Origin of the sequence: Aeromonas sp. SG16, assembly GCF_024436135.1 — a bacterium.
GTDB classification, from domain to species: Bacteria; Pseudomonadota; Gammaproteobacteria; order Enterobacterales; family Aeromonadaceae; genus Aeromonas; species Aeromonas jandaei.
In genome coordinates, this window is record NZ_JANFNW010000002.1 from 171,933 (window position 1) to 197,413 (window position 25,481).

General features: G+C 58.9%; 21 protein-coding genes. 17 read left to right on the forward strand and 4 right to left on the reverse strand.

Features of this window, described 5'->3' with window-relative positions; genetic code table 11:
* The first annotated feature begins 180 nt into the window (after positions 1-180).
* The gene (ptsG, locus tag NOM67_RS07955; protein ID WP_041208073.1) at positions 181-1,611 is read left to right on the forward strand and encodes a PTS glucose transporter subunit IIBC; all 1,431 of its coding nucleotides are present in this window, start codon (positions 181-183) and stop codon (positions 1,609-1,611) included.
* Between the two features lie 172 nt (positions 1,612-1,783).
* Here ptsG and NOM67_RS07960 read toward each other — a convergent pair whose 3' ends face one another.
* From NOM67_RS07960 to map, 4 genes are all read right to left on the reverse strand, one after another.
* Positions 1,784-2,167 (reverse strand): DUF3461 family protein, encoded by a 384-nt coding sequence (locus NOM67_RS07960; protein ID WP_033116100.1) that lies wholly within the window; start codon positions 2,165-2,167, stop codon positions 1,784-1,786.
* Positions 2,168-2,294: 127 nt separating this feature from the next.
* Positions 2,295-3,122 (reverse strand): 2,3,4,5-tetrahydropyridine-2,6-dicarboxylate N-succinyltransferase, encoded by an 828-nt coding sequence (gene dapD / locus NOM67_RS07965; protein ID WP_033116099.1) that lies wholly within the window; start codon positions 3,120-3,122, stop codon positions 2,295-2,297.
* 173 nt (positions 3,123-3,295) lie between these two features.
* Positions 3,296-5,932, reverse strand: a complete 2,637-nt coding sequence (glnD, locus tag NOM67_RS07970; RefSeq protein WP_255935635.1) for a bifunctional uridylyltransferase/uridylyl-removing protein GlnD — start codon at positions 5,930-5,932, stop codon at positions 3,296-3,298.
* 85 nt (positions 5,933-6,017) lie between these two features.
* A complete protein-coding gene (gene map / locus NOM67_RS07975) occupies positions 6,018-6,806 on the reverse strand; it encodes a type I methionyl aminopeptidase (protein WP_041208075.1) in 789 nt (262 codons plus the stop codon).
* A 371-nt stretch (positions 6,807-7,177) separates the two neighbouring features.
* On the opposite strand from map, the gene rpsB reads away from it, so the two are divergent.
* From rpsB to dnaE, 16 genes are all read left to right on the forward strand, one after another.
* A complete protein-coding gene (gene rpsB, locus NOM67_RS07980; protein ID WP_005303470.1) occupies positions 7,178-7,906 on the forward strand; it encodes a 30S ribosomal protein S2 in 729 nt (242 codons plus the stop codon).
* A gap of 104 nt (positions 7,907-8,010) precedes the next feature.
* A complete protein-coding gene (gene tsf, locus NOM67_RS07985; RefSeq protein WP_041208076.1) occupies positions 8,011-8,892 on the forward strand; it encodes a translation elongation factor Ts in 882 nt (293 codons plus the stop codon).
* A gap of 71 nt (positions 8,893-8,963) precedes the next feature.
* Positions 8,964-9,698, forward strand: coding sequence for a UMP kinase (gene pyrH / locus NOM67_RS07990; RefSeq protein WP_041208077.1), 735 nt, complete (start codon positions 8,964-8,966; stop codon positions 9,696-9,698).
* 48 nt (positions 9,699-9,746) lie between these two features.
* Positions 9,747-10,304: a ribosome recycling factor gene (frr, locus tag NOM67_RS07995; RefSeq protein ID WP_041208078.1), complete on the forward strand. Its 558-nt coding sequence runs from the start codon at positions 9,747-9,749 to the stop codon at positions 10,302-10,304.
* A 72-nt stretch (positions 10,305-10,376) separates the two neighbouring features.
* Positions 10,377-11,153 (forward strand): polyprenyl diphosphate synthase, encoded by a 777-nt coding sequence (uppS, locus tag NOM67_RS08000; protein ID WP_033116093.1) that lies wholly within the window; start codon positions 10,377-10,379, stop codon positions 11,151-11,153.
* Between the two features lie 27 nt (positions 11,154-11,180).
* Positions 11,181-12,038, forward strand: a complete 858-nt coding sequence (locus NOM67_RS08005) for a phosphatidate cytidylyltransferase (RefSeq protein ID WP_041208079.1) — start codon at positions 11,181-11,183, stop codon at positions 12,036-12,038.
* Positions 12,038-13,234: a 1-deoxy-D-xylulose-5-phosphate reductoisomerase gene (ispC, locus tag NOM67_RS08010; protein WP_255935645.1), complete on the forward strand. Its 1,197-nt coding sequence runs from the start codon at positions 12,038-12,040 to the stop codon at positions 13,232-13,234. The genes NOM67_RS08005 and ispC overlap by 1 nt, the downstream gene beginning before the upstream one ends.
* Positions 13,234-14,586 carry a sigma E protease regulator RseP gene (gene rseP / locus NOM67_RS08015; RefSeq protein ID WP_156852352.1) on the forward strand — a complete coding sequence of 451 codons (1,353 nt, stop codon included), beginning with the start codon at positions 13,234-13,236 and terminating at the stop codon, positions 14,584-14,586. The genes ispC and rseP overlap by 1 nt, the downstream gene beginning before the upstream one ends.
* Before the next feature lie 34 nt (positions 14,587-14,620).
* Entirely contained in the window at positions 14,621-17,161 is a 2,541-nt protein-coding gene (gene bamA / locus NOM67_RS08020; protein ID WP_156852351.1) for an outer membrane protein assembly factor BamA, read from the forward strand.
* Positions 17,162-17,310: 149 nt separating this feature from the next.
* Positions 17,311-17,823 (forward strand): OmpH family outer membrane protein, encoded by a 513-nt coding sequence (locus NOM67_RS08025; RefSeq protein ID WP_033116088.1) that lies wholly within the window; start codon positions 17,311-17,313, stop codon positions 17,821-17,823.
* A 3-nt stretch (positions 17,824-17,826) separates the two neighbouring features.
* Positions 17,827-18,846, forward strand: coding sequence for a UDP-3-O-(3-hydroxymyristoyl)glucosamine N-acyltransferase (gene lpxD / locus NOM67_RS08030; protein WP_005343790.1), 1,020 nt, complete (start codon positions 17,827-17,829; stop codon positions 18,844-18,846).
* Positions 18,847-18,870: 24 nt separating this feature from the next.
* Positions 18,871-19,332, forward strand: a complete 462-nt coding sequence (fabZ, locus tag NOM67_RS08035) for a 3-hydroxyacyl-ACP dehydratase FabZ (protein ID WP_005338559.1) — start codon at positions 18,871-18,873, stop codon at positions 19,330-19,332.
* 5 nt (positions 19,333-19,337) lie between these two features.
* The gene (lpxA, locus tag NOM67_RS08040; protein ID WP_041208083.1) at positions 19,338-20,129 is read left to right on the forward strand and encodes an acyl-ACP--UDP-N-acetylglucosamine O-acyltransferase; all 792 of its coding nucleotides are present in this window, start codon (positions 19,338-19,340) and stop codon (positions 20,127-20,129) included.
* Positions 20,122-21,261 carry a lipid-A-disaccharide synthase gene (gene lpxB, locus NOM67_RS08045; RefSeq protein ID WP_255935655.1) on the forward strand — a complete coding sequence of 380 codons (1,140 nt, stop codon included), beginning with the start codon at positions 20,122-20,124 and terminating at the stop codon, positions 21,259-21,261. The genes lpxA and lpxB overlap by 8 nt, the downstream gene beginning before the upstream one ends.
* Before the next feature lie 75 nt (positions 21,262-21,336).
* Positions 21,337-21,927, forward strand: a complete 591-nt coding sequence (gene rnhB / locus NOM67_RS08050; protein ID WP_255935657.1) for a ribonuclease HII — start codon at positions 21,337-21,339, stop codon at positions 21,925-21,927.
* Between the two features lie 68 nt (positions 21,928-21,995).
* Complete coding sequence (gene dnaE, locus NOM67_RS08055; protein ID WP_156852550.1) at positions 21,996-25,475, forward strand: DNA polymerase III subunit alpha; 3,480 nt, start codon at positions 21,996-21,998, stop codon at positions 25,473-25,475.
* Positions 25,476-25,481: the final 6 nt, after the last annotated feature.

Consider the following 25,481-nt stretch of genomic DNA (forward strand, 5'->3'; position numbering starts at 1 on the left):
TTGTGATCTTCCCTCCAAAATCAATATTCCACTCCCATCGAAAGCAGAAATTTACGACCCGCTGGGTTATATTCTGATGGTCAAAATAAGCAAACCCCATTCGATAATATTTCGATGAAGAGTCGTTGGTTCATCCTAATAAATCGTTCAGGGACGACAATCCATTCAGGAGCGCACACAATGTTGAAAAATGCTTTCGCTAATCTGCAAAAGGTTGGTAAGGCGCTGATGCTGCCAGTATCAGTCCTGCCAGTCGCAGGTATTCTGTTGGGGGTGGGTGCTGCCCACTTCAGCTGGCTGCCGGAAATTGTTTCCCAGTTGATGGAACAGGCCGGTGGTTCCGTATTTGGCCAGATGGCCCTGCTGTTCGCAGTGGGTGTCGCCCTTGGCTTTACCAATAACGACGGTGTATCCGGTCTGTCAGCTATCGTTGGCTACGGCATCATGGTCGCCACTCTGAAGGTAATGGCACCTGTCATGGGTGTTGAAAGCATCGAGACCGGTGTGCTGGGTGGTATCCTGGCCGGTGGTATCGCTGCCTGGGCCTTCAACCGCTTCTACAAAATCCAGCTGCCCGAGTATCTGGGTTTCTTTGCCGGCAAACGTGCCGTACCCATCATCACCGGTTTCCTCTCTATCGGTCTGGGTGTCATCCTCTCCGTCATTTGGCCGCCTGTAGGTGGCGCTATCGGTGCCTTCTCTGACTGGGCTGCCAACCAGAACCCGGTACTGGCCTTCGGTATCTACGGTGTGGTTGAGCGTTCTCTGATCCCGTTCGGTCTGCACCACATCTGGAACGTACCGTTCTTCTATCAGGCTGGTACCTGCGTCAACGGTGCCGGTGAAACTGTTCACGGTATCATGACCTGCTTCCTGACCGCTGATGACGCGTCCCGCGCTGCCGGTAACGGCTTCGGTCAGCTGGCTGGTGGCTACCTGTTCAAAATGTTCGGTCTGCCTGCCGCCGCGTTTGCCATCGCTCACGCCGCCAAGCCGGAAAACCGCGCCAAGGTAGTAGGTATCATGGCCTCTGCAGCCCTGACCTCTTTCCTGACCGGTATTACCGAGCCGATCGAGTTCTCCTTCCTGTTCGTTGCTCCGGTTCTGTACGCCATCCACGCTGTACTGGCTGGTCTGGCTTACGTGCTGACCAACACCCTGGGTATCGTACACGGTCACACCTTCTCCAACGGTTTCATCGACTTCGTTGTTCAGTCCCCGCGTGCCAGCCACATGATGCTGCTGGTTGGTCTGGGTCTGGTATACGCTGCCATCTACTACGTGGTATTCAGCTTCGTTATCCGTGCCATGAACCTGAAAACTCCGGGTCGTGAAGACGAGAGCACCGAGTCCACTGTTGGCCAAGGTAAAGACGAAATGTCCGCCGCTCTGGTTGCTGCCTTCGGTGGCAAAGAGAACATCGCTTCTCTGGATGCCTGCATCACCCGTCTGCGTGTTGGCGTGAAAGATGTAGCCAAGGTTGACCAGGCTGGTCTGAAGAAACTGGGTGCTGCCGGTGTGGTAGTGGCTGGTTCCGGCGTACAAGCCATCTTCGGTACCAAGTCCGACAACCTGAAAACCGACATGGACATCTGGATGAAGAGCAACTAATTCAGTTGCCTGACATCAGGTTCCGGAAGAGGGAGGCGCAAGCCTCCCTCTTCTTTTTGTACAGTTTGGTGACTGGGAACTGAGTCTGCCATGAAACACTTGACCGGTATTGCTGGTACGCGGCAATAAAAAGAGCGCCACATCGGGCGCTCTTTAAGCAAGAGGGGGAGGGTTAGAGTTTCTCCAGATCCCGCTCAATCTCGCTGATCTTGTTCTGTACCACCTTCTCCAGATGACGCAGATCGCGCAGGATCTTCTGCTTGATGTCCGGGTCGGCATGAACATGCACACCCTGGGTCAGGCTGTCGAGCTCGTCCACCACGTATTTCAGGTTGGCGTTGATCTCGGTGACATCCTTGTACTCGTGGGTGCCCGAGTCAACCAGCATGGTTTTGCGCTGGCGCGGGTATTTGAATTTGACACTCTTGGCGAAGAACTCGCCTTTCTGCTTCTTGAAGTAGATCTTGAGGATGTCGTGGTTGGCCTCCTGGCGCAGGGTGTAGCTGTCGACGGAGGCGGGATCCTGGATCCCCAGGCTCTTGAGATTCTCGTACATCAGGCTTCCTCGGTTTGAAACGATCCTGTCCCATCTATCTTAACCGAGCTTGTGCTGCTTGCCTGTGACAGCGGCGCCAAAATCAAAAGGGCGCCATCAGGCGCCCTTTAAATCACGGTAAAACGGCTTACTCGTCGATGGAGCGCAGCAGGGCGTTGATGCCGACCTTGGCGCGGGTCTTGGCATCCACCTTCTTGACGATCACGGCAGCGTAGAGGCTGTACTTGCCGCATTTGGAGGGCAGGGAGCCGGAGACGACTACGGAGCCAGCCGGTACGCGGCCGTAGTGGATTTCGCCGGTTTCGCGGTCATAGATGCGGGTGGATTGGCCGATGAAGACGCCCATGGAGATAACGGAACCTTCCTCGACGATCACCCCTTCAACCACTTCGGAGCGGGCACCGATAAAGCAGTTGTCTTCGATGATGGTCGGGTTGGCCTGCAGCGGCTCCAGTACGCCGCCGATGCCGACGCCGCCGGAAAGGTGCACGTTTTTGCCGATCTGGGCGCAGGAACCGACGGTGGCCCAGGTGTCGACCATGGTGCCTTCGTCAACGTAGGCGCCGATGTTGACGTAGGAGGGCATCAGCACAGTGTTGGGGGCGATAAAGGAGCCTTTGCGGGCGGTCGCCGGCGGCACCACGCGTACACCGGCAGCCTTGAACTGCTCTTCGGTGTAGTTGGAGAACTTGAGGGGAACCTTGTCGTAGTACTGGGCGTCGTCGCCCTTGATGATGCCGTTGTCGTTGATACGGAACGAGAGCAGTACCGCCTTCTTCAGCCACTGATGAACAACCCACTCACCGGCGATCTTCTCGGCAACCCGGGCCTTGCCGGAGTCCAGCAGTTCGATGACTTGCAGGATGGCGGATTTGGTAGCGCTGTCCACAGTGCTCGGGGTAATGGTGTCGCGGCGCTCGAAGGCCGCTTCAATGATCTGTTGCAACTCGGTCATGACAGGTTTCCTTTAAAAAATTCTGTTTGTTGTATCACACTTTTCCGACTGTTTTTAAGTGGCTGACCGGAATTCTTCCGGCCAGCGACCATTTCTTTCATATTTCCCAGCCAACCATTTGTTTGGTATGGGAAAATGGAGGTGAAAACAGCCTCTTTCGAATCAGATTGCACTCATTCCATAGCAAATTGCTGCGGATTGAGCTGATGTACCAGTCGCTCTTCCAGCAGCAGTTGCTGCTCCGGTGTCAATGGCTCGCCATCGAGGCTGGTCAGACTGAAAAAGTCCTCGACCCGTTCGCCAAAGGTGGCGATCTTGGCGGCGTGCAGCGACAGGCCGCACTGCTGGAACACTGCGCCGATCCGCGCCAGCAGGCCGGGAGTATCGAGGGCGGTCAGCTCCATCAGGGTGTGGCGGCTCTCCCCCTTGTGCGGTAGAAAAACGACCCGGGTCGGTACGCTGAACTGGCGGTGGCGCCGTGACAGTGGCTTGTTGCGCAGCACCAGTTTGCCCGGCTCCTGCAGCGCCTTCTCCAGCGCCTTCTTGATGGTGGCGGTGCGGTTCGGACTGATGGGTTCGCCGTTGGGTTCCAGCACCACAAAGGTATCGAGCACGAAGTTACTGCGCGAGTTCATGATCTGGGCATCGTGAATGTTGAGGTTCTTCTGATCCAGTGCCGAGGCGACGGTCGCAAACAGGTTCGGCGTGTCGCGGCAGTAGATGAACACCTCGCTGCCACCGCGGGTCGGGTGTTTGCCGATCAGCACCAGCGGTGCCGGGTTGTCGCCATGCTCGATGATGTGGCGGCAGTGCCAGGCGATCTGTTCCGGGCTGTGACGCAGGAAGTAATCAGCCTTGAAGTCGCCCCAGAGCTGGTTGATCGCCTCTTCCGGCACGTCGCGCTGTGCCAGCAGTTGCTTGGCCTGACGCTGGTTTTCGCGAATGCGCAGCCGCATGTCGGGCGGGTTCTCCAGCCCCTGGCGCAGCGCCTTCTGGGTCGCGAAGTAGAGCTCGCGCAGCAGGGTGCCCTTCCAGTCGTTCCACAGGGTGTCGTTGGTGGCGCAGATATCGGCCACGGTGAGGCAGTAAAGCAGGTCGAGATGCTGCTCGTCGCGCACCTTCTGGGCAAAGTCGGTGACTACGTCAGGGTCGTAGATGTCGCGGCGCTGGGCGGTGACCGACATCAGCAGATGGTGGCGCACCAGCCAGGCGACCAGCCGGCTCTCGTAGCGATCGAGGCCGTGCAGCTGGCAGAACTCCAGCGCATCGACGGCGCCAAGTTCGGAGTGATCGCCACGCCGCCCCTTGGCTATATCGTGAAACAGGGCAGCGATGCTGAGCAGCTCCGGTTTGCGCAGCCGGGTGAACACCTCGTGGCAGAGCGGGTGACTCTGGCGGTTGGCCGGGTTGGGAAAGCCGTGAATGTTCTTGAGCAGGCGATGGGTGTGCTCATCGACCGTGTAGGCGTGGAACATGTCGAACTGCATCTGGCCGACGATGAGGTTCCACTGCGGCAAGTAGGCCGCTAGAATGCCGTACTTGTGCATCAGGCTCATCGGCAGGCCGATGCCGTTGGGGTGGCGCAGCAGCGCCATGAACAGGCGACGGCACTCCGGCAGATCCTGCAGCCAGCAGTTGAGCTTTCGCCGCGCTTCGCGCAGCTGGCGCAGGGTGGCGGAGTGGATACCGGCAATCTCGGGATGCTGGGCCATCTGGTAGAAGAGGCGCAGGATAGCGGCAGGCTCGCGGGCGAACAGCTCGGCATCTACGGCATCGATGAGGCGACCACGGAGCTGGAACTCGTCGGAGAGGCGGCGCACATCCATGGCGCTGTTGCCAAGAATCGCCTCGTCAAACAGTTGCAGCAGCATCTCGTTGAGCTCGGCGACCCGCCGCACCGTCTGGTAGAAACGCTTCATCATCTGCTCGATCGGCGCGTTGCCTTCCCCCTCGAAGCCCAGCATCTGGGCCACGGTGCGCTGGCGGTCGAACAGCAGGCGGTTGTCGCCTTTGTTGATGGCCATGTGCAAGGCAAAGCGTACTTTCCAGAGGAAATTCTGGCAGTCGAGCAGCTCGCGATACTCGGCGCGGTTGAGGAAGCCGTGACTGGTCATCTCGAACAGGGTGGTGGCACCGAAGTGGCGACGGGCGACCCAGGCGAGGGTCTGGATGTCGCGCAGACCGCCCGGATTGCACTTGAGGTCCGGCTCCAGCTTGTAGGCGGTACCGAGAAACTGCTGGTGCCGCTCGGCCTGCTCCTGGCGCTTGGCGCGAAAGAAGGCTTCGCTCGGCCAGAAGTGCTGGGGGCCGGTCGCCTCCTTGAGTTGCCGGAAACCCTCCTTGCGACCGGTGATGTAGCGCGCCTCAATGAGGTTGGTGGCGACCGTGATGTCGGCCTTGCCCTGCTCGATGCACTCCGCCACGTTGCGTACCGCCTGACCCACCTCCAGCTTGAGATCCCACAACAGAGTGATGAACTCACCGATGCGCAGCCCCAGTACCTCGTCCAGCTCGTCGCCGTCATACAGGATCAGCAGGTCGATGTCGGAGTGGGGGTGCAGCTCGCCTCGGCCATAACCACCCACCGCGATGAGGGTGAGGTCGCTCTTGTCGAAACCAAACTTCTGCCAGAGGCGGCAGAGCAGTTGATCCATATATTCGGAGCGGGTGGCAACCAGCTCGATGATGTTGTCACCGGCATCGAAGCGGGCGTGCAGCCAGCCGAGAAAGCGGCTCAGGTACTCTTTGCAGTTGTCGCGGGTGAGCTGGTCGTCGGGTAACAGATGGGGGGAAAGCAGGCTGGCGTCCATGGCATCTCACACACAAGTGGCAGGCATATGGCTGAAACGGGCAGTAAAAACCCCGGCGCTTTTCGCTAAGGGCCGGGGTTCGATGTTAGCTGTGTTTGATGAAGCGGTCGATAGTGTCGTCGGGGCGCAGGGTCAGCACTTCGCAGCCATCCTCGGTCACCAGCAGGGTGTGTTCCCACTGGGCGGAGTCGCCGCCATCCTTGGTGGTGACGGTCCAGCCATCCTTCGGATTGACCTTGCAGTGGTACTTCTTGCTGTTGACCATCGGCTCGATGGTGAAACACATGCCCGCTTTCAGCTCCAGCTTGCCGCCGTTGCGGTAGTGGAGGATCTGCGGCTCTTCGTGGAACTCGGCACCAATGCCGTGGCCACAGTAGTCACGCACCACGGAGAAACCGGCCTTCTCGACGATGGGCTGGATCACGGCGCCGATCTCGGTGATGCAGGCACCCGGGCGTACCTTCTTGATGGCGGCGTAGAGGCTCTCTTGCGCAATCTTGCAGAGCTGACGACGAAGCGGGGTGGTCTCGCCCACGATGAACATGGCGGAGGTGTCGCCGTGGTAGCCATCCTTGATGACGGTGATGTCGAGGTTGATGATGTCGCCATCACGCAGCTTCTTGTGGTTCGGGATGCCATGGCAGATCACATCGTTCACCGAGGTGCAGATGGATTTGGGGAAGCCGTGGTAGTTGAGCGGAGCCGGGATAGCCTGCTGCACGTCAACGATGTAGTTGTGGCAAAGGGTGTTCAGTTCGTCAGTGGTGACGCCTGCTTTGACATGGGGCGCAATCATGACCAGCACATCGGCGGCCAATTGGCCGGCAACGCGCATCTTTTCAATCTCTTCCGGTGTCTTGATTTTAATGGACATGGGATCTCTCTTGCGGCCTGCCACCGGGCCTGCGAGGGCAGGCTGGACAGGTAATGAAAAATAGATGCGTTTGCAATCAGGCCAAAATTTTATCCGCAACCCCTTCGTACTTCCAGTGTGATTGTCATCACAACGTCAAATGGCAGTCGCAACCTCCGTTGACGGGATCCATATTTAGCGCTCGTTTAGCCTCGCTCCGGTGGTGTCGTGGCCAAAGTTATGATATAAAGCGCGCCGGAATGGGGAACTTGCGTCCCGATTTCATCACCCTTACTTAAACAACACACACACATCGACACATATGCCGGGGTGCCTTAACGGGTCGGTTATATGGGATGTGTGGAGGCCTAACCCCAATACAGAGGTATAAAATGGCTAAAGTTTCTATGCGCGACATGCTGCAAGCCGGCGTTCACTTCGGTCACCAGACTCGTTACTGGAACCCGAAAATGAAATCCTACATCTTCGGTGCCCGCAGCAAAGTTCACATCATCAACCTGGAAAAAACCGTTCCGATGTTTGACGATGCCATGAACTTCATCAGCTCCGTAGCTGCCAAGAAAGGCAAGGTACTGTTCGTAGGTACCAAGCGTGCCGCGTCTGAAGCCGTAAAAGAAGCCGCTGAGCGTTGCGACCAGTTCTATGTTAACCACCGCTGGCTGGGCGGCATGCTGACCAACTGGAAAACCGTTCGTCAGTCCATCAAGCGCCTGAAAGATCTGGAAACCCAGAGCCAGGACGGTACCTTCGACAAGCTGACCAAGAAAGAGGCGCTGATGCGTACTCGCGAAATGGAAAAGCTGGAGAAGAGCCTGGGTGGTATCAAGAACATGGGCGGCCTGCCTGACGTTCTGTTCGTTGTCGATGCCGACCACGAGCACATCGCTATCAAAGAAGCCAACAACCTGGGTATCCCGGTAGTTTCCATCGTTGATACCAACTCCAACCCGGACGGCGTTGATTACGTTATCCCGGGTAACGACGACGCTATCCGTGCTGTTCAGCTGTACCTGAATGCTGCTGCTGACACCGTACTGGAAGCTCGCGCTCAGGACATCGTTGTTCAAGCTGAACAAGATGGCTTCGTTGAAGCTGAGTAATTGATAAGGACTGCAAAGCCCTTATTAACCAAGCTGATGTAATTGGTTAGCAGGGGCCCTTGTGGCCCCTGTTTCTTGTCAATTCAAGACCGAGGATACTGGACATGGCAAACATTTCTGCCGCCCTGGTAAAAGAACTGCGCGAGCGCACCGCCGCTGGCATGATGGATTGCAAAAAAGCACTGGAAGAAGCTGCTGGTGATATCGAGCTGGCAATTGAGAACATGCGCAAATCCGGTCAGGCCAAAGCCGCCAAGAAAGCTGGCCGTATCGCCGCTGAAGGTGTGATCTTCGCCCGTACCGAAGGCAACGTTGCCGTCATGATCGAGCTGAACTGCGAGACTGACTTCGTTTCCAAGGATGCCGGCTTCCTGGCCATGGGTCAGAAGATCGTCGAGATCGCTGCTACCCAGAAGATTGCTGACGTTGACGCGCTGAAAGCCGCTGACTTCGGCAACGGTGAGTCCGTAGAGCTGACCATCACCAACCTGATCGCCAAGATCGGTGAGAACATGAACCTGCGTCGCGTGATGCTGGTTGAAGGTGACAACCTGGGTACCTACGTTCACGGTTCCCGCATTGGTGTTATCACCAAGCTGACTGGCGGTACCGACGAGCTGGCCAAAGATCTGGCTATGCACGTAGCTGCCAACAGCCCGCAGTTCGTCAAGCCGGAAGATGTTTCCGCTGACGTCGTTGCCAAAGAGCGCGAAATCCAGATCGACATCGCCATCAACTCCGGCAAGCCGAAAGAGATCGCCGAAAAGATGGTTGAAGGCCGCATGAAGAAGTTCACCGGTGAGGTTTCCCTGACTGGTCAGCCGTTCGTGAAAGATCCTTCCATGACCGTTGCCGAGCTGCTGAAGAAAGAAGGTGCTGACGTTGTCTCCTTCACCCGTTTCGAAGTGGGCGAAGGCATCGAGAAGCAAGAGACCGATTTCGCTGCTGAAGTTGCAGCTCAAATCGCGGCCGCTCAGAAGGCTTAATCGAACCGGTTTTTCCGTTTCCCCAGACCGCGACTTATGTCGCGGTCTTTATATGACCAGGAATCAGTGACATGAGTACCAATCCCAAACCTGCATACAGACGTGTTCTTCTGAAGTTGAGTGGTGAAGCCCTGCAAGGCGCCGAGGGTTTCGGCATTGATCCGGCGGTGCTGGATCGGATGGCCCAAGAGATCAAGGAGCTGGTTGAGTTGGGTGTTCAGGTCGGTCTGGTCATCGGTGGCGGCAACCTGTTCCGTGGTGCCGGTCTTGCCAAAGCGGGTATGAACCGCGTGGTGGGCGACCACATGGGTATGCTGGCAACCGTGATGAACGGTCTGGCCATGCGTGATGCCCTGCATCGTGCTTATGTGAATGCCCGTCTGATGTCTGCCATCTCCCTGCAGGGGATCTGTGACTCCTACGTCTGGGCCGAAGCCATCAGCCAGCTGCGTGCAGGCAAAGTGGTGATCTTCTCTGCCGGTACTGGCAACCCCTTCTTTACTACCGATTCTGCGGCCTGTCTGCGCGGGATCGAAATCGAAGCCGACGTGGTGCTGAAAGCCACCAAGGTCGATGGTGTATACAACGAAGATCCGGTCAAGAATCCGGATGCCGTGCTGTACCATGAATTGAGTTATGATGAAGTTCTTGAAAAAGAGCTCAAGGTGATGGATCTTGCTGCCTTTACTCTGGCACGTGACCATGATCTGCCGATCCGCGTGTTCAACATGAACAAACCGGGTGCCCTGCGCCGGGTTATCATGGGTGAGCCGGAAGGTACCCTGATCCATCACGTCAGCAAATAAGATAGATGCGAGCCGCGAGGCGGCTCGTTCGCCAAAAGGAAAACCGCTGTGATCAACGAGATTAAAAACGACGCCAAGGAGCGCATGGGCAAGAGTGTCGAGTCACTCAAGACCCAGATGTCCAAGATCCGTACCGGCCGTGCTCACCCGAGCCTGCTCGACGGTATCCAGGTTGAGTACTACGGTGCGGCCACTCCGCTGAAGCAGCTGGCCAACGTGGTAGCCGAAGACTCTCGCACCCTCTCCATCTCCGTATTTGACCGCTCCATGATCCAGGCGGTAGAGAAAGCGATCCTGACTTCCGATCTGGGCCTGAACCCCTCCAGCAACGGCCAGAGCCTGCGTGTGCCGCTGCCGCCGCTGACCGAAGAGCGTCGCCGCGACCTGACCAAGGTTGTTCGTGGTGAAGCGGAAAACGCCCGTGTTGCCGTGCGCAACATCCGTCGCGATGCCAACGCCGATCTGAAAGCGCTGCTGAAGGACAAAGAGATCTCCGAAGACGACGACCGTCGCGCCCAGGAAGAGATCCAGAAACTGACCGACTCCTACATCAAGCTGGTCGATGAGGCCCTTGCTGCAAAGGAGAAGGAGCTAATGGAAATCTAAGCGCCTGAAAGGTATATTACGAGCGCCGTGTAGTGCCCCTGCACGGCGCTTTTGTCTTTGTGGGAGAAAACCATGTCGCTTTTGGCTGCGTTGGGTGATTGCGCCAACACCTCTTTGCCCCGTCACGTCGCCATCATCATGGATGGCAACGGCCGCTGGGCCCAGAACCGTGGCAAGATGCGGGTCTATGGGCACAAGGCTGGCGTCAAGTCGGTGCGTGAGGCGGTGACCTTTGCCGCCCGGGCCAAGATCGAAGCATTGACCCTGTTCGCCTTCTCCAGCGAGAACTGGCGTCGCCCGGAAGGGGAGGTCAGTGCCTTGATGGAGCTCTTCATTACCGTGCTGGGCCGTGAGGTGAGCAAGCTTCACAGCAACGGCATCCGGCTCAAGGTGATCGGCGATACCGCCCGCTTCAGCGAACGGCTGCAGGCCAAGATCGCCAAGGCGGAAGCGCTGACCGCCAACAACAAGGGTTTGACCCTGAACATTGCGGCTAACTATGGCGGGCAGTGGGATATCGCCCAGGCGGCCCGCAAGCTGGCCACTGCCGTGGCGGCCGGTGAATTGTCGGCCGACCAGATTGATGAGTCCATGCTTGGCCGCGAGGTATGCATGGCCGATCTGCCCCCGGTGGATCTTCTGATCCGTACCGGTGGTGACCATCGCATCAGCAATTTTGTTTTATGGCAGCTCGCCTATGCCGAGCTCTACTTTACCCCGGTATTGTGGCCCGATTTCAACGAGGCCGAGTTCAGTGAGGCCGTTGCCTCCTTTGTTGCCCGCGAACGCCGCTTCGGCTGCACGGGTGAACAGATCCGGGAATTGATCGCCGAGCAGCAGACCGGCTAAACCCCGCTCCCAAGAGAGAGGTTTCTTTTGCTAAAACAACGAATTATTACTGCTTTGATGTTGATCCCCCTGGTGTTGGGGGCGCTTTTCTTTCTGCCATTGAAGTTTTTTGCCCTGTTGGCTGCGCTGGTCTTTTTGCTGGCCAGCCGTGAATGGAGCGGCTTTGTCTCTGCCGCTCCGCAACAATGGTTACCCATCGTATTCTGTCTGCTGCTCGGGGCCAGCCTGTTCTGGTTGCCGGTGGAGCAGCTCTGGACTCCCCATCTGCACCCGCTGGTGATGGGCGTGCTCTGGACCGCTGTCAGTTGGTGGCTGCTCGGCTTGCTGCTGGTGCTGCGCTATCCCCAAAGTGCCAAGCTGTGGAAAGAGTCGGTCTGGCTTAAGTCCCTGTTTGGTCTGGTGACTCTGGTTCCCTTCTTCTGGTCACTGGTGGCCATCCGTGGTTACAACTTCTATCACGACCCCATGATGGGGGCCTGGATCCTGCTGTTCGTGATGGGTCTGGTCTGGGCGGCAGATTCTGGCGCGTATTTTTTCGGCAAGGCGTTCGGCAAACACAAGCTGGCACCCGCCGTCAGTCCGGGTAAAACCATCGAAGGGATGTGTGGCGGCCTCTTTACTGCCAGCCTGCTGGCGGTGGGGGTGACCTGGTTCATGGGCTTCGTGCCCGCCAAGATGGGGATCGTGCTGTTCTGCTCGCTGCTGGCGGTGCTCGCCTCGGTGCTCGGCGATCTGACCGAGAGCATGTTCAAGCGTGAAGCCGGTATCAAGGATTCCGGCTCCCTGCTGCCGGGCCATGGCGGCATTCTCGACCGGATCGATAGCCTGACGGCCGCCCTGCCGGTGTTCCTGCTCAGTTATCTGCTACTCAGCCAGGAGTTCTGATGCACAAGTCTCTGGTTATTCTGGGAGCGTCCGGCTCCATTGGTCAGAGTACCCTGAAGGTGCTGCGCCACAATCCGGGCAGTTGGCAAGTATTGGCGTTGACCGCCGCCCGCAACGTGGATGCCATGTTGCGGGATTGTCTCGAATTCTCCCCCCGTTTTGCCGTGATGGTCGATGAGGAGGCCGCCCGTGAGCTGGCTGCTCGTCTGCAAGCGCACGGCAGTGCGACTCGGGTCATGTCTGGTGCCGCCGCCCTGTGCGACGTAGCCGCTCACCCCGATGCCCACAGCGTAATGGCGGCCATCGTCGGGGCGGCCGGACTCGCCCCCACCATGGCTGCGGTACGTGCCGGCAAGCGCATTCTGCTGGCCAACAAGGAGGCGCTGGTGATGTCCGGTGCCTTCTTCATGGAGGCCGTGCGTGAGCATGGTGCCGAGCTGCTGCCCATCGACAGCGAACATAACGCCATCTTCCAGTGCCTGCCGACCGAGGTGCAGCGCCAACCCGGTTTCTGCGATCTGGCGGCGGCGGGGATCAGCAAGATCCTGCTGACCGGTTCCGGTGGCCCGTTCCGTTATACCGAGGTTGGCGAGCTGGCCCATGTCACGCCGGCACAAGCCATCGCTCACCCCAACTGGTCGATGGGGGCCAAGATTTCGGTCGACTCCGCCACCATGATGAACAAGGGGCTGGAGTATATCGAGGCGCGCTGGTTGTTCAACGCGGCGCCGGAGCAGATCCAGGTGGTGATCCATCCGCAGTCGGTGATCCACTCCATGGTGCAGTACAAGGATGGCTCCGTGCTGGCCCAGCTCGGCAATCCCGATATGTGCACTCCTATCGCCCACTCGCTGGCCTATCCCAATCGCATCCCTTCCAGCGTGGAACCTTTGGATTTCTTCAGTGTCGGAGAGTTCAGCTTTATCCGGCCTGATTACGAACGCTATCCCTGCCTGGCGCTGGCCATCAATGCCTGCCACAAGGGGCAGGCAGCAACCACTGCGCTCAATGCGGCCAATGAAGAGGCGGTTGCCGCCTTCCTGGCCGAGCGGATTGGCTTTATGGATATTGCCCGGATCAACGAGGCGGTGATGCTGGCGCTGGAGAGCAGTGCCGTGAGCTCCCTCGAGGATCTGTTTGCCCTGGATGGCGTCGCGCGTGCCCGTGCCCGCCACCTGATTGAGGAGCTTGGCTGATGGGCAGTGTGTTGTGGAATATCGGGGCCTTTGTCGTTGCCCTTGGCCTGCTGGTCGCAGTGCACGAGTTTGGTCACTTCTGGGTTGCCCGCCGTTGCGGGGTAAAGGTTGAGCGTTTCTCCATCGGTTTTGGCAAGGCGATCTGGCGTCGTCTTGGCAAGGACGGCACCGAATACGTGCTGGCCCTGATCCCGCTGGGTGGTTACGTCAAGATGCTGGATGGCCGGGTGGATGAGCTCAAACCCGGCGACGAGCAGTACGCCTTCAACCACAAATCGGTATGGGCCCGGATGGCCATCGTTGCGGCTGGCCCCATGGCCAACTTCGTCTTTGCCCTGTTTGCCCTCTGGCTGATGTTCATGATCGGTGTGCCGGCGGTAAAACCGGTGATTGGCGAGGTGCGCCCTGCGTCCATCGTGGCCGAGGCGGGTATCCAGCCGGGCATGGAGATTGTCGGGGTCGGTGATGAGCAGACCGGCGACTGGGAGAGCGTCACTTACGCCCTGCTGAGCCATCTGGGCGATCAGTCGGTCACCCTCAAGGTGAAAGCCCCCCAGACCAGCTATGCCACCGACAAGAATCTGTCGCTGGACAACTGGAAGTTTGATCCGGACCGGGAATCCCCGATCGGCAGCTTGGGGATTGTCCCCCTTGGTGGCAAGGTATTGCCAGTGGTGTCGGCCGTGGTAGCCAAGAGTGCCAGTGAAAAGGCGGGTTTGCAGGTTGGCGATCGCATCAAGCGGGTCGGCGAGCAGGAGATCACCGAGTGGGCCCAGTTCGTCGAGCTGGTGCAGCACGCACCGGGCGCACCGTTGCAGGTGGTGGTCGAGCGCAACAACAGCGACCTTGATGTGACCCTGACCCCGGATACCAGAAAGGTGCAGGGCAAACTGGTTGGTTTTGTCGGTCTCTCGCCGCAACTGGTTCCATTACCGGATGAATACCGAATTCTGTTACAGTATGGCCCTTTGCAGGCCCTGTGGCAGGGAGCCCAGAAGACCTGGAGCCTGATCACGCTCACCTTTGACATGATCGGCAAGCTGGTTGCTGGCATAGTGTCGCTGGATAACCTGAGCGGCCCCATCTCCATTGCCAAGGGGGCGGGCAGCAGTGCGGACTATGGTCTGGTCTATTTCTTGAGTTTTCTGGCGCTGATCAGCGTCAACTTGGGGATCATCAACCTGTTCCCCCTGCCGGTGCTCGATGGTGGCCATCTGGTCTATTTCCTTATCGAAGCGGTCACTGGCAAACCTGTGTCGGAGAGAATTCAGGAAGTGGGTTTCAGGATCGGTGCCGCCATTCTGATGTTATTGATGGGCATTGCGCTGTTTAACGATTTCGCTCGCCTCTGAGGCCAGAGCATCAACAAGGACACATAAGAACAAAATGGCTGTTAAAAAAGCATTGGTGTTGAGTTGCCTGCTGGGCGCCAGTTTCCTGGCCCAGGCGGCCCCTGCCTCTTTTGTGGTGCAAGATATCCAGGTCGAAGGTTTGCAACGGGTGACCCTGGGTGCGGCACTGTTGAACCTGCCGATCCGGGTTGGCGACTCTGTCGACTCCGTCGCATTGGCGAATGCCATCAAGAAGCTCTACTCCTCGGGCAACTTCGAGGATGTGAAGGTCTACCGTGATGGTCAGGTGCTGCAGGTCATGGTCAAGGAGCGGCCGACCATCTCCAGCATCGAGTTCTCCGGCAACAAGGATATCAAAGAGGAGCAGCTGACCCAGAGTCTGGAGTCCTCCGGCATCCGTGTCGGCGACCCGCTGGATCGCACCGTGCTTACCTCCCTCGAAAAAGGGCTGGAAGATTTCTACTATGGCGTGGGCAAGTACTCCGCCAAGGTCAAGGCTATCGTCACCCCGCTGCCGCGCAACCGGGTTGACCTGAAGTTCACCTTCGTCGAAGGTCAGGCCGCCAAGATCCAGCAGATCAACATCGTCGGCAACAGCGTCTTCCCGGAAGACAAGCTGATTGCCCAGCTCTCCCTGCGTGACGAGGTGCCCTGGTGGAACTTCACCGCGGATCAGCGCTATCAGAAGCAGAAGCTGGCCGGTGATATCGAAACCCTGCGCTCCTACTACATGGATCGCGGTTATATCCGCTTCCAGCAGGAGTCCACCCAGGTCTCCATGACCCCGGACAAGAAGGGCGTTTACGTCACCCTCAACATCAAGGAAGGGGATCAGTACAAGGTCTCCGGCGTCCAGCTCAAGGGCGACCTGATCGACCGCGGCGGCGAGATGAAGGGGCTGATCCCCATCGAAGCGGGCAGCACCTACTCCGCGAGCCAGGTCACCCACACCGAAGAGGTGCTTTCCAAGTTCCTCGGTCGTTATGGCTACGCCTACCCGAAAGTGGTCACGTTCCCGCAAATCAACGACAAGACCAAGGAAGTCGAGCTCATCGTCAACGTTGAGCCGGGGCCGCGCGTCTATGTGCGCAACATCAACTTCACCGGCAACGCCACCACCGAAGATCAGGTGCTGCGCCGCGAGATGCGTCAGATGGAGGGCACCTGGCTCTCTTCCGACAACATCGAGCAGTCCAAGAGCCGCCTCAACCGCCTCGGCTACTTCGAGAGCGTGGAAGTGGACACCAAGCGGGTGCCGGGCAACGAGGATCTGGTCGATCTCGACTTCAAGGTCAAGGAGCAGCCGGCCGGCTCCATCAACGCGGGTGTGGGTTACGGTACCGAATCGGGCCTGAGCCTGCAGGCGGGGATCTCCCAGGACAACTTCATGGGAACCGGCAAGCGGGTTGCCATCAACGCCAGCACCAACGACTACTCCAAGAACGTCGATCTGAGTTACAACGACCCCTACTTCACCGTCGATGGCGTCAGCCTGGGTGGCCGGGTCTACTACAACCAGTTCCGCGCCGATGATGCTGATATCGTTGATTACGAAAACGAAACCATCGGTTTCCGTCTCTCCAGCGGTTTCCCGGTCAACGAGTTCAACCGTCTCGACTTCAGTACCGGTGTCGAGAGCACCAAACTGAGCCGTCCGTCATTCAATGCCCAGAACTATCAGGAGTGTCTGAAAGACAACCCGGATACCGACGGCAACACCTACTGCTGGGATCAGTGGAACGACAACCGCCAGTCGGTGCAGATGGATCAGTTCTGGAACCTCTACTCGCAGGATGGCTCCAACCTCGACTTCGTGACCGTCGACCTGACCGCAGGCTGGACACGCTCCACCCTGAACAAGGGAATGTTCCCGACTGCTGGTGATCGCCAGCGGGTCAACGCCAAGGTGACCGTGCCGGGCATGGAGCTGCAGTACTACAAGCTCTCCGCCGAAGATGCCCACTACTTCCCGCTCGATGCGGATCACAACTGGGTAATGATCGGCAAGGGGCGCGTCTCCTACGGCAATGGCTATGGCAATGACTCTATGCTCCCCTTCTTCGAGAACTACTATGCCGGTGGTTTCGATACGGTGCGTGGCTTCAAGAGCAATACCATCGGTCCCAAGGCGATCTACAAGGTCTATAACAAGCCAACTGTTGCTGGACAAAGTCCGACTTGTCAGACAAATGCTGACGGTTCTTGCTTGTACGAAGGTTCCGATACCTCGGTCGGTGGCAACGCTCTGGCAGTGGCCTCGTTCGAACTGGTCTTCCCGACTCCGTTCGTCTCCGAGACCTATCGTCCGCAGATCCGCTCTACCGCCTTTATTGATGCCGGTACTGTCTGGAGCACCGATTTTGCCAATGGTGCCTACCCCTGTGCTTCCGGGGCGGATTGCAACTACTTGAGCCAGGACTACTCCAGCCCGGGTAACATCCGGGTCTCTGCCGGTGTCTCCCTGCAGTGGCTCTCACCGATGGGCCCGCTGGTATTCGCACTGGCCAAGCCGATCAAGAAATATGAGGGTGACCGTACCGAGTTCTTCTCGTTCAACATCGGCCGTACCTTCTGATGAGTGTTTCACCCCCACCCATGCGGTGGGGGTATTCAATGATGGGACGCGCAGCTTGCGTGCCTCACCAGGTAACAAGACGGTGTCAATGCCGCTTGCATAATCGGGTAAATCAGGTAGCCCTCGCCATGAGGGAACAAGGAGTAAGTGTGAATAAAGCGTTGAAAGTAGCTGGTTTGAGCTTTGCACTGATGGCTGCCGGCATGGGTTCTGCCTTCGCTGAGACCAAGATTGCCGTGGTCGACATGGGCGAAGTTTTCCAAAAGCTGCCCCAGCGTGAAGCCGTTGCCGCCAAGCTGAAAGGCGAATTCGAGCCGCGCATGCGCGAGCTGCAGAAGCTGGAACAGGAAGGCCAGAAGCTGGTCGAGAAGTTCCGCAAGGATGAAGCCTTCATGAGCGCCGAGCAGAAGAAGCAGAGCCAGGAGAAGCTGGCCAAGCTGCAGATGGAGTTCAACCAGAAGCGCCAGGCATTCGAGCAGGACAATGGCCGTCGTCAGTCTGAAGAGCGCAACAAGATCCTGACCAAGGTACAAGCTGCCATCGACTCCATCGCCAAGAGCAATGGTTACGATCTGGTGCTGGAGCGCAATGCCGCCCCGTATGCCGCCAGCAAGCTGGACATCTCCGGCCAGGTTATTTCTCAGGTAAGCAAGAGCAACTAATTGATGGCATTTACTCTCGCACAGCTGGCCCAGCAACTGGGAGCCCAGGTCCATGGCGACGGAACCCTGGAAATCCGCAAGGTAGCGACACTGGAAAAGGCCGGGGAGGGTGAGATTACCTTCCTGTCCAACAAGAAGTACCGCTCTTATCTGGAGCAGAGCAAGGCGACTGCCGTGCTCATCACAGAGGCGGATCTCCCTTTCTGTCCCACCAATGCGCTGGTGCTCAAGGATCCCTACGTGGGTTTTGCCCGCGTAGCCCAACTGCTGGACACCACCCCGCAGCCGGCCATGGATATCCATCCGAGTGCCGTCATCGCGGCCGACGTCCAGCTGGGCGAGAGAGTGGCCATCGGTGCCAATGCAGTGATCGAATCCGGCGTCGTGCTGGGTGACGATGTCCGCATTGGCCCGGGTTGTTTCGTTGGCAAGAATACCCGGCTGGGAGCTCGCTCCCGGCTGTGGGCCAACGTCACCCTCTATCACAATGTGACCATGGGTACCGACTGTCTGGTTCAATCCGGTACAGTGATCGGTGCCGATGGTTTCGGTTATGCCAACGAACGTGGCGAGTGGATCAAGATCCCCCAGCTCGGCGGCGTGACCATTGGCAACCGGGTCGAGATCGGTGCCTGCACCACCATCGACCGCGGTGCGCTGGAAGATACCCGCATCGCTGACAACGTCATCATCGACAATCAGTGCCAGATCGCTCACAACGTCGAGATCGGCTACGGCACCGCCGTGGCGGGCTCCACCGTGATGGCAGGTAGTCTCAAGGTCGGCAAATACTGTATCATTGGCGGCGCTTCCGTCTTTAACGGGCATATGGAGATCTGCGACCAGGCCACCGTTACCGGTATGGCCATGGTGATGCGACCCATTACCGAGCCCGGTGTCTACTCTTCCGGCATCCCTCTGCAAACCAATAAAGAGTGGCGCAAGACCGCCGCCCGGGTGATGCGTATCGAAGAGATGCACAAGCGGTTAAGCAAGCTTGAGAAGAAGCTGGATCAAGAATAATCACGATTGGTATAGGGTACTGTTTTGACTACTGAAAAAAAGAGCCTGGGCATCCAGGAAATCATGGATCTGCTGCCCCACCGTTATCCGTTTCTGATGGTGGATCGTGTAGACGACTACGAGATCAGCGATGAGCGCAAAACCCTGCGCGCCATCAAGAACGTCTCCTTCAACGAGCCGATCTTCCAGGGACACTTCCCGGCCAAGCCGGTGTTCCCGGGCGTACTGATCCTGGAAGCGATGGCGCAGGCCACCGGTATCCTGGCCTTTACCATGGTGGGCAAGCCGTCCCCCAATGAACTCTATTACTTTGCCTCAATCGACAACGCTCGCTTCAAGCGTCCGGTCGGCCCCGGTGACCAGCTGGTGCTCGACGTGGAGTTCCTGAAAGAGCGTCGCGGTATTGCCAAGTTCACCGGTGTCGCCACCGTCGACGGTGAAGTGGTCTGTACCGCCGAGCTGATGTGCGCCAAACGCGAGGTTTAACACACGTGATCGACCAGACTGCCACCATTCACGATACTGCTATCGTCCATGAGTCTGCCGTGATCGGTAAAGGGGTTGAAATCGGCCCCTTTTCTGTCATCGGCGCCGAGGTAGAAATCGGCGACAACACCTGGGTGGGCTCCCACGTGGTGATCAAGGGCCCGACCAAGATTGGTTGCGGCAACAAGATCTTCCAGCACACCTCCATCGGTGAGGATTGCCAGGACAAGAAGTACGCCGGCGAGCGCACTTTCCTCGAGATTGGCGACAACAACGTCTTTCGCGAGAACTGCACCGTGCACCGCGGCACCATCCAGGATCAGAGCCTGACCAAGGTCGGTAGCGGCAACCTGTTCATGGTCAACGTTCACGTTGCCCACGACTGCATCATCGGTGACAACTGCATTTTCGCCAACAACGCGACCCTGGCGGGCCACGTGGTGATCGGCGATTTCGTGATCTTCGGTGGTCTCTCTGCCATTCACCAGTTTGGCCGTGTCGGTTCCCACGCCTTCGTCGGTGGCTGCGCTGCCCTGAACAAGGACGTGCCGCCCTACGTGATGGCCGCTGGCAACTACGCCAAGCCGTTCGGGGTCAACTCCGAAGGCCTGCGTCGCCGCGGTTTCAGCGCCGAGGCTATCTCCGCCGTCAAGCGTGCCTACAAAGAGATCTTCCGCTCTGGCAAGACCATCGAAGAGGTGCTGCCGGTGTTGATCGAGATGGCGCAAGCCGAACCGGCCGTCCAGCTCTATGTGGACTTCCTCAAAGACAATGAGCGCGGGATCATCCGTGCCTGATCCGGTTCGTATCGGTATCGTCGCCGGAGAGGTTTCCGGCGACATTCTGGCTGCCGGCCTGGTGCGCGAGCTGCAGGCCCGCTACCCGGACGCGCAGTTCGAAGGGATCGCCGGGCCGCGCATGCAGGCTCTGGGCGTCAAGGCCCTGTTCGAGATGGAAGAGCTCTCCGTCATGGGGATCACCGAGGTGCTGGGGCGTCTGCCGCGTATCCTCAAGGTTCGTCGCGAACTGCTGCGCCACTTTATTGCCAATCCGCCCGATATCTTCATCGGCGTGGATGCACCGGATTTCAATATCGGGGTGGAGCTTAAACTGCGCCGCGCCGGTATCAAGACGGTTCACTATGTCAGCCCCTCGGTGTGGGCATGGCGTCAGAACCGTATTCACAAGATCAAGGCCGCCACCGACATGGTGCTCGCCTTCCTGCCGTTCGAGAAAGCTTTCTACGACCGTTTCGAGGCCCCTTGCCGTTTTGTCGGCCACACCATGGCGGATGACATTCCGCTGGTGCCGGATCAGGCTGCCGTGCGTCGCAAGCTGGGCATCGATGCCAACCGCCGCTGGCTGGCGGTACTGCCGGGCAGCCGTACGGCGGAAGTGGGCTTTATGTCCCCTCTGTTTCTCGAAGCGTGCAAACACCTGACGGTGCGCTATCCGGATCTCGGCTTTATCGTGCCGCTGGTCAACCAGAAACGGCGTGAGCAATTCATGGCCATCAAGGCTGAAGTGGCACCGGATCTCGAGATGGTGCTGCTGGAAGGGCAGGGGCGCGAGGCGATGATCGCCGCCGACGTGGTGATGCTCGCCTCCGGCACCGCGGCGCTCGAAGCCATGCTGGTGAAAAAGCCGATGGTGGTGGGTTACAAGCTCAAGCCCTTCAGCTACTGGCTGGCCCAGCGGCTGGTGAAGACTGAATTTGTCTCCCTGCCCAACCTGCTGGCCGGGCGCATGCTGGTGCCGGAACTCATCCAGCACGAGTGCACCCCGGAGAATCTGGTGGAAGAGGTGAGCAAGTATTTCGAGCACGACAACAGTGCGCTGGTCAACACCTTCACCGAGCTCCATCAACTCATTCGCTGCAACGCCGATCTGCAGGCTGCCGAGGCGGTAGCCGAGCTGCTCGGCAAATAGTGCCCGGGCGGCCGCAGGGGCTGTGCCAACGCGACGTCAGGCCCTGCGGGGCCTGTTTTGATTCAAGGCTACAAGATGATGATCGATATTCCTGACGACAAGCTGGTTGCCGGTGTGGACGAAGTGGGCCGCGGCCCGCTGGTGGGTGACGTGGTCACCGCCGCGGTCATTCTCGACCCGGCCAATCCGATTGCCGAGCTGGCTGACTCCAAGAAGCTCTCCGAGAAGAAACGTCTCGCCCTGTTTGACGAGATCAAAGAGAAGGCACTGGCCTTCGCCATCGGCCGTGCCACCCCGGAGGAGATCGACGAGCTCAACATCCTGCATGCCACCATGTTGGCGATGCAGCGCGCCGTAGCGGGGCTGAAGGTGACGCCCGAGCTGGTCTTTATCGATGGCAACCGCTGCCCGGCTCTGCCGATGGAGGCGCGCGCCGTGGTCAAGGGTGATAGTCTGGTGGCCGCCATCAGCGCCGCCTCGATCCTCGCCAAGGTGACCCGTGATGCGGAGATGACCGAGCTGGACAGCCGTCATCCCGAATACGGCTTTGCCCGCCACAAGGGTTATCCGACTGCAGAGCACCTCGCCATTCTGGCTGAGCGCGGCCCGCTGCCGGAGTATCGCAAAAGCTTCAAGCCGGTGCGCCGCGCACTGGGGCTCGAATAATCCATGCTGATCTGTCTGAACGATTTCTGCCTTGGCTGGTTCTGCTTGCGTAATGAGAGGGCATGACGATGGCTGACCCCCGTTTTATCCATTTGCGAGTCCACACCGACTTCTCCATGGTGGATGGACTGCAGAAGATCAATCCCATCGTCGGGGCTGCCGCGGCCGACAACATGCCGGCGATTGCCCTGACCGACCAGATGAACATGTGCGGTCTGGTGCGCTTCTATGGTGCCGCCCACGGCAAGGGGATCAAACCCATCGTCGGCGCCGACTTCTGGGTGCAGAGTGACGAGCTTGGCGACGAGCAGTTCCGCCTCACCCTGCTTGCCATGGACAACGAGGGCTACCAGAACATCACCCTGCTCATCTCCCGCGGTTATCAGCGCGGCCATGTGCAGGGGCGTCCGGTTATCGACAAGGCCTGGCTTGCCGAACACGCCAAGGGGGTGATCGTCCTCTCTGGCGGGCGCGAGGGGGATGTGGGCAAGTTCCTGCTCAAGGGCAACCGCCAGATGACCGAGCAGTGTGTCGCCTTCTATCAGACCCACTTCCCGGATGCCTATTACCTCGAGCTGCTGCGCACCGGTCGCTCCGACGAGGAGGTCTATCTGCACATGGCGGTGGCCATTGCCACCGAGTTCGCGCTGCCGGTAGTGGCCACCAACGAGGTGGTGTTCCTCAACGCCGATGATTTTGACGCCCACGAGATCCGGGTCGCCATCCACGATGGCTATACCCTGATGGACAAGCGCCGTCCCCGTCGCTACAGCCCGCAGCAGTATCTGCGCAGCCAGGAGGAGATGTGCGAGCTCTTTGCCGACATCCCCGAGGCGCTGGAGAATACGGTGGAGATCGCCAAGCGCTGCAACGTGACGGTGCGTCTCGGCGAATATTTCCTGCCCAACTTCCCGACCGGCGACATGACCACCGAAGATTTTCTGGTGGCCAAATCGAAAGAGGGTCTGGAGGAGCGTCTCGAGTTCCTGTTCCCGGATCCGGCGGTGCGGGCCGAGCGCCGTCCCGAGTATGACGAGCGTCTCGATATCGAGCTGAAAGTAATCAACCAGATGGGGTTCCCGGGTTACTTCCTCATCGTGATGGAGTTTATCCAGTGGTCCAAGGACAACGGCATCCCCGTTGGCCCGGGCCGTGGCTCGGGTGCCGGCTCTCTGGTGGCCTACGCCCTCAAGATCACCGACCTCGACCCGCTGGAATTTGACCTGCTGTTCGAACGTTTCCTCAACCCCGAGCGGGTATCCATGCCCGACTTCGACGTCGACTTCTGCATGGATCGGCGCGACGAGGTGATCGAGCACGTTTCCGACATGTATGGCCGGGAGGCGGTGTCACAGATCATCACCTTCGGCAGCATGGCGGCCAAGGCGGTGGTGCGGGACGTGGGCCGGGTGCTGGGCCACGCCTACGGTTTTGTCGATCGCATCTCCAAGCTCATTCCGCCGGATCCCGGCATGACGCTGGCCAAGGCGTTCGAGGCCGAGCCCAAGCTGCCCGAGCTCTACGAGCAGGACGAGGAGGTCAAAGACCTCATCGACATGGCCCGCCGCTTGGAAGGGGTAGTGCGCAACGCCGGTAAACACGCCGGTGGCGTGGTGATCGCGCCCACCAAGATCACCGACTTTGCACCGCTCTACTGCGATGACGAGGGGCATCACCCGGTCACCCAGTTCGACAAGAACGACGTGGAATACGCCGGTCTGGTGAAGTTCGACTTCCTGGGTCTGCGAACGCTCACCATCATCGACTGGGCGCTCGGCATGATTAACCCGCGTCTTGCCAAAGAGGGCAAGCCGCCGGTCGACATCGCCGCCATCCCAATCGATGACAAGCGCTCGTTCGACCTGCTGCAGCGCTACGAGACCACTGCAGTATTCCAGCTTGAATCCCGCGGTATGAAGGATCTCATCAAGCGGCTGCAGCCCGACTGTTTCGAAGACATGATCGCACTGGTGGCACTGTTCCGACCGGGCCCGCTCCAGTCTGGCATGGTGGATAACTTCATCGACCGCAAGCACGGTAATGAAGCGATCTCCTATCCGGACGAGAAGTGGCAGCACGAGAGCCTGAAACCGATTCTGGAACCGACCTACGGCATCATCCTCTACCAGGAGCAGGTGATGCAGATCGCCCAGACCCTGGCGGGCTACACGCTCGGTGGCGCAGACATGCTGCGCCGGGCGATGGGTAAGAAAAAGCCCGAGGAGATGGCCAAGCAGCGGGCCGGTTTCGAGGAGGGCGCCGTCAAGAATGGCGTCGACGGCGAACTGGCGATGAAGATCTTCGATCTGGTGGAGAAGTTTGCGGGCTACGGCTTCAACAAGTCGCACTCCGCCGCCTATGCGTTGGTCTCCTACCAGACCCTCTGGCTCAAGACTCACTTCCCGGCCGAGTTCATGGCGGCGGTCATGACCGCCGATATGGACAACACCGACAAGATCGTGACACTGGTGGACGAGTGCCAGCGGATGGGGCTGACCGTTATACCGCCGGACGTCAACACCGGCCGCTATCGCTTCTCGGTCAACGAAGACGGTCACATCGTCTACGGTATCGGCGCGGTGAAAGGGGTCGGTGAAGGCCCCATCGACGCGATTCTGGACGCGCGGGATCGGGACGGCCCGTTCCGCGATCTGTTCGACTTCTGCAATCGGGTCGACATCAAGAAGCTCAACAAGCGGGTGATGGAGAAGCTTATTCTCTCCGGCGCCATGGATCGGCTCGGCCCCCACCGCGCCGCCCTGATGGCGACCCTGGAGGAGGCGATGCGCGCCGCCGAGCAGCACGCCAAGGCGCAGGCGGTGGGGCAGGTCGACATGTTCGGCGTCCTCACCGAGGAGATCGACGACGTCAAGAAGGCGTTCGCCAATGTCCCGCACTGGCCTGACAAGGTTTGGCTGGAAGGGGAGCGCGAGACCCTCGGGCTCTATCTCACCGGCCACCCCATAAACCAGTACAGCGGCGAATTGCGTCGTTATACGTCGGGCCGGTTGTGCGATCTGCACCCTACCTCCCGCGATACGGTGACCACTGCGGCGGGGCTGGTGATTGCCGCCCGCAGCATGGTGACCAAGCGCGGCAACAAGATGGGGATCTTCACTCTGGACGACCGCTCCGGCCGTCTCGATGTGACACTTTTCAGCGAAGCGTTGGAAAAGTACGAAGAGTTGATGCAAAAAGACCGTATTTTGGTGGTTTCTGGACAGGTCAGCTTTGATGACTTCTCCGGTGGCCTTAAAATGTCGGCCCGTGAATTACTGGATATCAACGATGCGAGGGAGCGTTTTGCCAGAGCAATTCGCATCTCCCTTGATGAACAGCGTATCGATGATCGCTTTTTTCCGCGTTTGTGCGAGATTTTGGAGCCCGCCCGTGCCGGAGTCTGTCCGGTTCAGGTAAACTATCGTCGCCCCGGTTCCCGGGTGCGATTGACGCTCGGTACCGAGTGGCGGGTGACGCCCACCGATCAACTGTTAGATGACTTGCGCGTCCTGCTTGGGCGAGAGCGGGTCGAGTTGGTTTTTGATTAGAGGTTC

Excerpts from the sequence above, each read along its gene's own strand:
- glnD (WP_255935635.1), bottom strand. The coding sequence starts at position 5,932 with ATGGACGCCAGCCTGCTTTCCCCCCATCTGTTACCCGACGACCAGCTC.
- rpsB (WP_005303470.1), top strand. The coding sequence starts at position 7,178 with ATGGCTAAAGTTTCTATGCGCGACATGCTGCAAGCCGGCGTTCACTTC.
- tsf (WP_041208076.1), top strand. The coding sequence starts at position 8,011 with ATGGCAAACATTTCTGCCGCCCTGGTAAAAGAACTGCGCGAGCGCACC.
- ispC (WP_255935645.1), top strand. The coding sequence starts at position 12,038 with ATGCACAAGTCTCTGGTTATTCTGGGAGCGTCCGGCTCCATTGGTCAG.
- map (WP_041208075.1), bottom strand. The coding sequence starts at position 6,806 with ATGTCCATTAAAATCAAGACACCGGAAGAGATTGAAAAGATGCGCGTT.
- dnaE (WP_156852550.1), top strand. The coding sequence starts at position 21,996 with ATGGCTGACCCCCGTTTTATCCATTTGCGAGTCCACACCGACTTCTCC.
- rnhB (WP_255935657.1), top strand. The coding sequence starts at position 21,337 with ATGATGATCGATATTCCTGACGACAAGCTGGTTGCCGGTGTGGACGAA.
- rseP (WP_156852352.1), top strand. The coding sequence starts at position 13,234 with ATGGGCAGTGTGTTGTGGAATATCGGGGCCTTTGTCGTTGCCCTTGGC.
- dapD (WP_033116099.1), bottom strand. The coding sequence starts at position 3,122 with ATGACCGAGTTGCAACAGATCATTGAAGCGGCCTTCGAGCGCCGCGAC.
- bamA (WP_156852351.1), top strand. The coding sequence starts at position 14,621 with ATGGCTGTTAAAAAAGCATTGGTGTTGAGTTGCCTGCTGGGCGCCAGT.
- pyrH (WP_041208077.1), top strand. The coding sequence starts at position 8,964 with ATGAGTACCAATCCCAAACCTGCATACAGACGTGTTCTTCTGAAGTTG.
- ptsG (WP_041208073.1), top strand. The coding sequence starts at position 181 with ATGTTGAAAAATGCTTTCGCTAATCTGCAAAAGGTTGGTAAGGCGCTG.
- uppS (WP_033116093.1), top strand. The coding sequence starts at position 10,377 with ATGTCGCTTTTGGCTGCGTTGGGTGATTGCGCCAACACCTCTTTGCCC.
- lpxD (WP_005343790.1), top strand. The coding sequence starts at position 17,827 with ATGGCATTTACTCTCGCACAGCTGGCCCAGCAACTGGGAGCCCAGGTC.
- NOM67_RS07960 (WP_033116100.1), bottom strand. The coding sequence starts at position 2,167 with ATGTACGAGAATCTCAAGAGCCTGGGGATCCAGGATCCCGCCTCCGTC.